The 7,975-nt window shown below is 50.9% G+C and carries 10 protein-coding genes; 9 read left to right on the top strand and 1 reads right to left on the bottom strand.

Annotated features, from left to right (window positions below):
- The 7 genes from KOR42_RS27165 to KOR42_RS25175 form a co-directional block, all read left to right on the top strand.
- The coding region (locus tag KOR42_RS27165; protein ID WP_197441577.1) for a helix-turn-helix domain-containing protein at window positions 1–215 on the top strand (215 nt) is incomplete at its 5' end.
- Between the two features lie 11 nt (window positions 216–226).
- Entirely contained in the window at window positions 227–592 is a 366-nt protein-coding gene (locus KOR42_RS25200) for a hypothetical protein (RefSeq protein ID WP_146512573.1), read from the top strand.
- Window positions 576–953 carry a hypothetical protein gene (locus KOR42_RS25195; protein WP_146512572.1) on the top strand — a complete coding sequence of 126 codons (378 nt, stop codon included), beginning with the start codon at window positions 576–578 and terminating at the stop codon, window positions 951–953. Before KOR42_RS25200 ends, KOR42_RS25195 begins: the two co-directional genes overlap by 17 nt.
- 291 nt (window positions 954–1,244) lie before the next feature.
- Complete coding sequence (locus tag KOR42_RS25190) at window positions 1,245–1,529, top strand: hypothetical protein (protein WP_146512571.1); 285 nt, start codon at window positions 1,245–1,247, stop codon at window positions 1,527–1,529.
- Window positions 1,526–1,876 carry a GNAT family N-acetyltransferase gene (locus KOR42_RS25185; protein WP_146512570.1) on the top strand — a complete coding sequence of 117 codons (351 nt, stop codon included), beginning with the start codon at window positions 1,526–1,528 and terminating at the stop codon, window positions 1,874–1,876. The genes KOR42_RS25190 and KOR42_RS25185 overlap by 4 nt, the downstream gene beginning before the upstream one ends.
- A gap of 178 nt (window positions 1,877–2,054) precedes the next feature.
- Complete coding sequence (locus KOR42_RS25180; RefSeq protein WP_146512569.1) at window positions 2,055–2,438, top strand: hypothetical protein; 384 nt, start codon at window positions 2,055–2,057, stop codon at window positions 2,436–2,438.
- A gap of 5 nt (window positions 2,439–2,443) precedes the next feature.
- Window positions 2,444–3,907: an Eco57I restriction-modification methylase domain-containing protein gene (locus tag KOR42_RS25175; RefSeq protein WP_146512568.1), complete on the top strand. Its 1,464-nt coding sequence runs from the start codon at window positions 2,444–2,446 to the stop codon at window positions 3,905–3,907.
- Between the two features lie 311 nt (window positions 3,908–4,218).
- Here the strand turns inward: KOR42_RS25175 and KOR42_RS25170 are convergent, their stop codons facing one another.
- Entirely contained in the window at window positions 4,219–4,449 is a 231-nt protein-coding gene (locus tag KOR42_RS25170) for a hypothetical protein (protein WP_146512567.1), read from the bottom strand.
- Between the two features lie 601 nt (window positions 4,450–5,050).
- Here KOR42_RS25170 and KOR42_RS25165 point away from each other — a divergent pair.
- Window positions 5,051–5,428 (top strand): BlaI/MecI/CopY family transcriptional regulator, encoded by a 378-nt coding sequence (locus KOR42_RS25165; RefSeq protein WP_146512566.1) that lies wholly within the window; start codon window positions 5,051–5,053, stop codon window positions 5,426–5,428.
- A complete protein-coding gene (locus tag KOR42_RS25160; protein ID WP_146512565.1) occupies window positions 5,425–7,587 on the top strand; it encodes a M56 family metallopeptidase in 2,163 nt (720 codons plus the stop codon). Before KOR42_RS25165 ends, KOR42_RS25160 begins: the two co-directional genes overlap by 4 nt.
- Window positions 7,588–7,975 lie beyond the last annotated feature (388 nt).

Here is a 7,975-nt window from a genome sequence, read left to right as displayed (position 1 = left end):
TCAAGCCGACTGCGGATGCTTTGCGAGTTTTAGGATACCTCAACTCACGTCCGGGCGGTTCCGGAATCCTGTTGATCTGCGATCGACTCGGCCTCTCCTACAACACCGTCTACGCGATTCTCGATCGAGCGGCGGACTGTCACCTGGTCGACTACTACGCCCGGGACGGTTGGAAGATCCGCAAACCCGGTCGCGAATTCTTAAAACAACACTAAGGAGATCACAGTTGGACGAAGGATTGATTACAGAACACAAGCCGATGCGCAGTTGGGCCATCGTCGAAATCATGGGTCACCAAACCTACTGCGGCGAACTCTCCGAGGAGGTGATCGGCGGACAGTCATTCGTGCGAATTGACATTCCCGAAACGGAATCCGGCCCTGCGTTCACGAAGCTCTTCGGGGCCGGGTCGATTTACGCAATCACACCGACGACCGAACAGGTCGCCCGCATGATGGCAGAGAGACACGTCCGACATCCGGTTTCTGAATATGACCTGCCTGCGGAACTCAGAGCCAAGCTGCGACGACTCGAATCACAAACCGACGTGACTGATGATGACGAGGAGGACGACGATGATCGTGCTTTCTGAGGGTCAAGAGCCAGTCGGAGACGGTGGGCTGACTGCTGCCAAGCGAGCCGTTCTCCATCTTCTGAAGCGGGTGCGGGACTGCCCGGACTTGCGATTCCTGATGCTCCAGACCGAAGGCTTGTCGCTGCTGCTGCAGGCGGCGGCCGAACTCACCGGAAAAGACTTCGAGTCTGTCGTTCGCAAGTGGACGGAGGTCATTGTGAAGGTGGCACTGCAGCAAGGTCCATCTCGCATCTGCGAGCTCTCGGATCGAATTGAGGAGCTGGAAATCGAAAGGACACTCCTTGAAGAACGCGAGCCTGAGAAACCTGGCTCGACGAAATTGGATGTTTTGACCTACCTGCAAGAGACCGCCGGATGAGCGTCCGAGAACGGATTGTTGGCCTGCTGCGAGTGATGCCTGCAGTGATCTTTCATCCATTCCAGTTCGTGCGGGAATGTCTCCGAGATCGCGATCAGGAAATTGATAACTGCGCCCCACGAGGAAGGAGAGTTGAACCGTGACCTCCTGTGACGGAACAGCACACTATTGCCCAGCCTGCCAGCGAGAAACGATTCACGCATGGGAGGAAGACTTGGAAGAACGAACGTTTGTGATTTGCCTGAACTGCGGACACCGAACAATGCGGGACGAAGATTCAGAGGAGTGCGAGTGAGTCATCCAGAACGAACACAGACCTGGCCGATTGATGCGGTGATGATCGTGGCGGCCGGTCCTCTGGTTGCCAGGCACGATCCGGGCGAGGCGATCACGCGCGGGCATTGTCGAGACTGTGGGGACGAAGTTGTCATCGCCTGCTCGACGATCGCCCTGGCTCAAGAGGAAGCCGAGAAACTCAATCGGCCCGTCAAGTACTTCTGCTGCCGCTGCGCACTCAACTACGACTCGCGAACGATCAACAAACTCGTCGACCGACGAAGAAAGGCGACTCGATGAGCCTGCTCCCCAGGAAATCACTCGCTGTGGGAATCCGCTGGTTGTCGCGGTGCGATGCTTCCTCTGTGGCTCGGATTGCCCAGGCCTACAACCCAGCCTGGACGATCGAGGAATTGTTGACAGCACTGCAACGACGAAACTGCATCGGCATGGTGGCAGAGGCCCATCTGGAGAGGCAGAAGGCAAATTGCATCGTCGGATACATGATCTACGAGCTGCACGCCAAGCGACTTCGCATTCTGGAATTTGCCGTTGATCCTGCGACGCGCCGATTGGGCGTGGGATCACAAATGATTCACCGTACCAGACTTTCACAAAACCTCAGTTTCCGGATAGCCTCTGAGTGAAGGGTGGCCAATTCAGACTGTTGATAGCAGAGGTGAATATCGGGCAAGTGGCCGCGACGGGGGAGCTCCTGTCTATGGACAGCTCTGTTTCAGATGGGAGATCAAAAATCCAGAGCGGGGGCGACGACGCCAGAAGGACTTTCATCTATTTGGCGAAGCCACAACCAGTTTGAAAATCGTGAGCAGGGAGAGCAATGAGCTAATCGCACAATGGCAGATTGAAGCAGGTGATGCTTCATCGCCAGGATGCCACTTTCACTCTGCTGTGAATCAATACGGAGATGATGGATTGTTTCCTGAGTGGCTCAAAGTCCCTCGTCTTCCGAGCGTGCTACTGACACCAATGGATGGCCTTGAGTTTCTCTTGGGAGAGCTATTTCAGCTCCGCTGGCCACAAGCCGTCAGCGAGGAGTCAGAAGACCGCAATTCATGGGCAAAAAGCCAGCGTGAGCGACTTTGCAATCTACTCAGTTGGAAGCTGGACATTGTCCGCCAATCAGAAACTACGCCTTGGATGGCTTTGAAGAAAGCCAAGCCAGAGCTAGACGTTCTCATGGAGTAGGCCCCATGATCGCGTCTGAGCCCCCAGATTCCTGCAAAGTTTACACGCCTCGATCGTTGGCAAGAGCGATGGTTGCAGCGATCGTTGATGGCGTCGATCAACGGTGGCTTGAACCTAGCTGTGGCACTGGGAGCTTTCTTGAAGCTCTCGCAGGATTTGGTGTCAACAGGAAACGCATTGTTGGTGTCGATCTTGACCGGAAAACGTCAGCGGCGGATAGCCTAGCTACCGTAACTCGCGGTGTCGATTTCCTAGACTGGTCGAAAACTCGTAAAGGACGATACGACTGCGTCGTTGGCAATCCCCCATATTTGCCGATTCGTGCGCTACATGATCCACTCAGAAACACCGCCTCGAACGTCGTAGATGTAAACGGCCAACCAATCGGTGACCGCGCAAACACTTGGTATCCATTTATGGTGCGGGCAATGGAGATGCTTCGCGAGGGTGGTAACCTGGCTTTCATTTTGCCTGCTGCGAGTGAGTATGCAGACTACGCGTCGGAAGGTCGAAAGAAACTCACGCAAATTTTCGACCGGGTGGACATTATCCGAAGCAGACGTCCACTTTTCGACAACGTGTCCGAGGGTGTCGTCGTAATCATCGCGACAGGTAAAGGGGGAACAAGTAAGTTATTTCGACGACATGAGGTGGAGGGCCTGCAAGCTGCCATTCAACAAATCGGTAGAATCCAGCGGACCAATGCACGCAACTGCCCCAAGTTGATAAAGACAAGGAAGCCCGAGTTAGTAAAGTTTAGCGACATCGCAAGCATTCGGATCGGAGCTGTCACTGGTGATTCCAAATTCTTCGTGGTGAACGAAGAACAACGTAAGCAGCTGTGCCTACCCAAGAAATGCCTCGTGCCTATTGTGTCGAGAAGTAAACACATCCGACTGCCTGTACATGATTTTCGGTCATGGCAGCACGAATGTGATTCTGGTGAGAAGATATGGTTGTTTCGACCAGGCCAAAAACATGTTGATATGAAATGCGTGCGGTCGTACTTGGCGCTTTCCGAAGACGAAGGTGGTTGTCACAAGGAGCGATTCAAGATCAGAAACCGCGAGCCATGGTACGAAACTCCGCTGCCAAAACATCCAGATTTCTTTCTCACCGGGATGAGTGGGCTCGGCCTCTGGATGTGTTTGAATGAGCACCCTCAACTCAATGCAACAAACACGCTCTATACAGGCACATTTCGGGAACCATTGAGTCGCAGAGAGAAATTTACATGGGCGCTGGCTCTGCTCACTAGCCGAGTTCAAAAGCAGATTGTTCGCGCAAAAAGAGTCTATGCGGATGGGCTTTCAAAACTTGAGCCCGGACAAGTAAATGGACTCATACTGCCGGAACCTCCCGTGATCAGCGATGCAGTCAGCGTGTACCGCCGCTCAGCGAACTTATTTCTTTCCGGCTGCCAGCAAGAAGCCGGAAGGCTGGCCGATAAATTTGTCTTCAATCAGTGAAGACAGGTGGCTAGTCACGGACGCGCATACGCTCAAATGATGCGAGTGGCGGTAGGGCTCTTTCGGCTGCCTGAAGCCGAATTCAATCCAACGATTGCAGGAACCTGCTCCGATCCTGCGACCGCAGTTTGTTGACATCAACTACAAGGTGATCGACCGAATTCTTCTGTCTTCCTGCTGAAGGCAACTGGCGAACTCGTTGTCCGAGTCCATGACGTATTCACCAGACCGATGACATTGAACGGTTTTGGCGGTAACTCACCAAAGCTGGAACCCCGGAATCCTTTCCCTGGTTCTCGTGATCTCGAACTTTAAGTGGCGTGAGAAGCGATCATTTGGTGGTGCCAGTTCCAGAGGTCGATTTCTTCTTGAGTCGCTGGCCTCACGGTCAGGATCTCGATCGGGAAGTCGTTGCCGAATCGCTCGCGTTCTTTGGCGTAGAGTTCTTCCAGGCCGGGTTTGGCCAGTTGGCGGGCCTGATCTTCATCAGCGGCGTCGACCAAAACGTAGCGGGAAAGCGTGGCGACGAGAAATGTGGTCATGGTCTTACTCCCGGGTTGATGTGTTGCGTGGAACACACACCTACTTCGACACTTGGAGCGACAGCAATGTGATGGGCCAACCAGTCGAGCTTGATTCAGAAGGTATTTCCTTTGTGAAACTCACTTCATCTACTACCTGCCACGAACGAAGACTCCGAAGTTGTGCCCCTTACTTGCTGTCGCAAGTCACCCGAGAGTTATACGCTGTGGTGGCCGAATGGGATCGATCCGAGTTGTATTGGGCGAGTATGGAAGAAATTCGGGATCGATGACCAACAAATTCAGATCACCAAATCGACCTTCGGTCGATGTGGCCGGAGTATGTAACCGGTGTTACCTTCACTAGAAAGGCTGGAAAGTACATGGAGCAAAGGTTTGAGTGGCCAATGCTCTATTTTTCTAGTACAGAATCGGAGGAAGTTCGAAGAATATTTCCCACTCATATTCACCTTTTTCCTACATCCGAACTGCACGACTACAGATTATCCCCAGCGACCGCTTCGTGATCTATTGATTCTTATGCTCCGCGAAATTCCTCTTGACAATTGATTACAAGTGTGATCAATTACGCTTGTAATCGCAATCAAGGAGGTGAAACGTTATGACGAGAATTACAATCTCCGATGCTGAGTGGCAGGTCATCAATGTGATCTGGGATGGTCAACCGATGACATCGCAAGAGATTGTTGCTGAGTTGTCGGCTACGACCAATTGGGCTCCCGCGACGATCAAGTCGATGCTACACCGGCTCACCAAAAAAGAAGTTCTAACCTTCGCTCAACAAGGAAATCGGTATGTCTACAGTGCTCGTGTTCGGCGTTCAGACTGTGTGCGGCGAGAATGTCGCTCTTTTGTAGAGAAAGTCTTCAGCGGAGAAACCTCTTCGCTGCTAGCACACTTTCTCAAATCTTCAAAACTCTCGGCGGAGGAAATTCAAGACCTTCGCAACATCCTCGACGAGCAGGAGGCTCAATCATGAATGGATTTCTAACCGGTCTCGAATTCACTTTCGATTTATCAATGGTTGCCTTGGCATCTGCATTTTATGCAAGTATCGCTGCCTGTTTTTTGCTTGTGATTGTGATGTCATTAAATCTTCTGTTCCGAAGATGGATGTCTTCGGGACAAATGTCGCTGTTGTGGGGAATTGTTTTGCTACGATTAATCCTTCCCTTTGCGCCGGGCAGTAGCTTGAGCCTCCAGAGTGCTTACATTTCCATCACCCAGCCTGAAGAATTCAACGCAGTCCCGGAGGAAAGTGTAGAACCATGGCAAGAAGTTGAGGTTTATCATGTTGCAGACTCAACTCCTCATCATGGAATCGCAACAGCGTATCAAGCAAACCCTCACCAATCAGAAACGACTTGGAGTGATATCCTCGGACTCGTAATTCCCTTCGTTTGGTTAACAGGATTCGTCACGACCCTCTTCTGGACGTTGCTCTCTCACTACCGATTCACTCGCCGCGTCCGTCAGGTTCTGCAATGCCAAGACTTTCGTGTTCTCAAACTATGGACTGATGTCTGTCAGCAAGTTGGGTTAAGAAGAGAGATTCCAGTGGTCATTATTGATGAAGTTCAACAACCGGCAGTCATGGGTGTATTTCGTCCTCAACTGCTTCTTCCCAGTGAAACACTCTCGATCTCCGACTACCAACTAAAGATGGTCATGCTGCACGAAGCGGCACATTTGAAGTGTTGGGACCTTGCTGTCAATTGGGTGATGCTTTTGATCCGTGCCGTTCACTGGTGGAATCCGATCTACTGGATAGCAGCCACGCGATATGTGAATCTCCGAGAACAAGCACGCGATGCCATGGTGCTTAATTGGTTGGACACTCCATCTGAGCATGAATATTCCAGCCTCTTGCTTATGTTTGCCAAACAGAAAAACGTTGGTCACTGGCGTGTCGTTCTTCCTGCATGCTTACTCGGCTTTGTTCCATTATTTCCCCGCAAGCGGGCTGTCGCGAATCGTCTTAAGGCAATTAAAACGGCTCGAAAATCTCAACACTGGCTGCAATTTGGTCTTGTCTCTTGTGTCGTCACTTTCATCGCCTTTGCAGGATTGACCGATGCCAAAGAACCAGATCCAATTGACCCAGGCATTCAATGGTTGTCACATAAAGCGATGTCTGGAAAGATTGGTCTTGTGTCGGCAAATGATTCTTCGCCATTCACTCTGAGGGTCTATGATCTGACAGACGCCATTCTGAAAGTTGCTGAACTCGAACAAATATCCAAGTCAGAAGTGTCCCGGAAAGTTGAAGGCCTTGTGAAGCAGATGGCTTTATTTCCAGTACGGTCATCTCCCTTGAACTCAACTGTTGGAGAGCAGCCGAGTCCAAAGATGGATATCGCTCGTCAGGGAAAACAAACGTCAATTATATTAAACGGTCCACACAGTCTACACGCTCAGCTACAGCACATGGTGAAGTCGTGGAGCATCAGCGGGCTTGGTCAAATCACTATTGAAGCTCGAATCATGACATCAAGAAAAGATGCCGCAGCCATGGCTGGATTGGAATGGTCGTCGATCTTAATGACTGGAGGAGATTCTTCATTCACAACACAGCCTCAACCACCTCAAATTGAAGGCAACATTTCGACAATTTCTGCCACCGCTGTGATTGAAGAAAGCGTTCCATTCATGACGCAAGTTCTCTCGGATGCTGCCGTTCGAAAACTTATTCAAGCCGGTCAAAGTGATGCACAGGCAAATATTATGTTCGCTCCTAAAGTTACACTCATTAACGGGCAGCAGGCTGAAGTATTCTCTCAAGTGCATCGCCCGTATGTTGTCGGAATTGAACTCGATGATGATGGTAATAGGAAACCAAAATTTAATATTATCGCTGAAGGAATTTCGTTAGCGATGACTCCAACACTTTCAGAAAAACGTCAATCCATCCAGATGCAAGCTCAACTTGGCCTGAGCGAAGTGACGGACGTCTCGACTTTTACTTACAAACTGAAAGGCGAAGATGTCACCGTGCAATTGCCAACCGTCCGCAAGCACAAATTTCAAGTCGGTGCCAGCATTGATCGTGATCAGACACTCGTTATTGCCTGCCCACCAACCAATGGTCGCAAAGAGTTTTTCTACCTGCTTCTGACTCCCAAAATCATCAACGAATGATAATGAAAAGAGCTGGGGCTTATCGCAGCTTTGCTAGTACATTTTTTTGAACCCAGATTCCACAGTAGGAATTGATGCAGGAAACCTATGTGGACTGTATTGAACAAGAGTCATAGATGCAGCACTGGGACGCAATATTCTGCCCACCGATTCCTTCTCCGGTCCTGCACACCGCTGTGTGTTTTCAGTCGACGGTGTTCCTCTTGTGGATCACTTTAGATGCATTCGAGGCTGAGAGGCTATCCGGAAACTGAGGTTTTGTGAAAGTCTGGTTTTGTTCACACTTTGCGGTTCATCAACGCAAAGGAGTGCACGGTGTCCGAGGCGATTCGAAAAGCGTACCCAAGTGACCTGACTGACCTTCAGTGGGAGATGATCGAAATGATTC

Origin of the sequence: Thalassoglobus neptunius, assembly GCF_007859735.1 — a bacterium.
In the GTDB taxonomy this organism is placed as follows: domain Bacteria; phylum Planctomycetota; class Planctomycetia; order Planctomycetales; family Planctomycetaceae; genus Thalassoglobus; species Thalassoglobus neptunius.
Note: the sequence above shows the minus strand (reverse complement) of the source record. Positions and strands in the feature narration are given on the sequence as shown.

Coding starts and splice junctions, on each gene's coding strand:
- KOR42_RS25195 (WP_146512572.1), top strand. CDS start 576: ATGATCGTGCTTTCTGAGGGTCAAGAGCCAGTCGGAGACGGTGGGCTG.
- KOR42_RS25185 (WP_146512570.1), top strand. CDS start 1,526: ATGAGCCTGCTCCCCAGGAAATCACTCGCTGTGGGAATCCGCTGGTTG.
- KOR42_RS25175 (WP_146512568.1), top strand. CDS start 2,444: ATGATCGCGTCTGAGCCCCCAGATTCCTGCAAAGTTTACACGCCTCGA.
- KOR42_RS25170 (WP_146512567.1), bottom strand. CDS start 4,449: ATGACCACATTTCTCGTCGCCACGCTTTCCCGCTACGTTTTGGTCGAC.
- KOR42_RS25165 (WP_146512566.1), top strand. CDS start 5,051: ATGACGAGAATTACAATCTCCGATGCTGAGTGGCAGGTCATCAATGTG.
- KOR42_RS25160 (WP_146512565.1), top strand. CDS start 5,425: ATGAATGGATTTCTAACCGGTCTCGAATTCACTTTCGATTTATCAATG.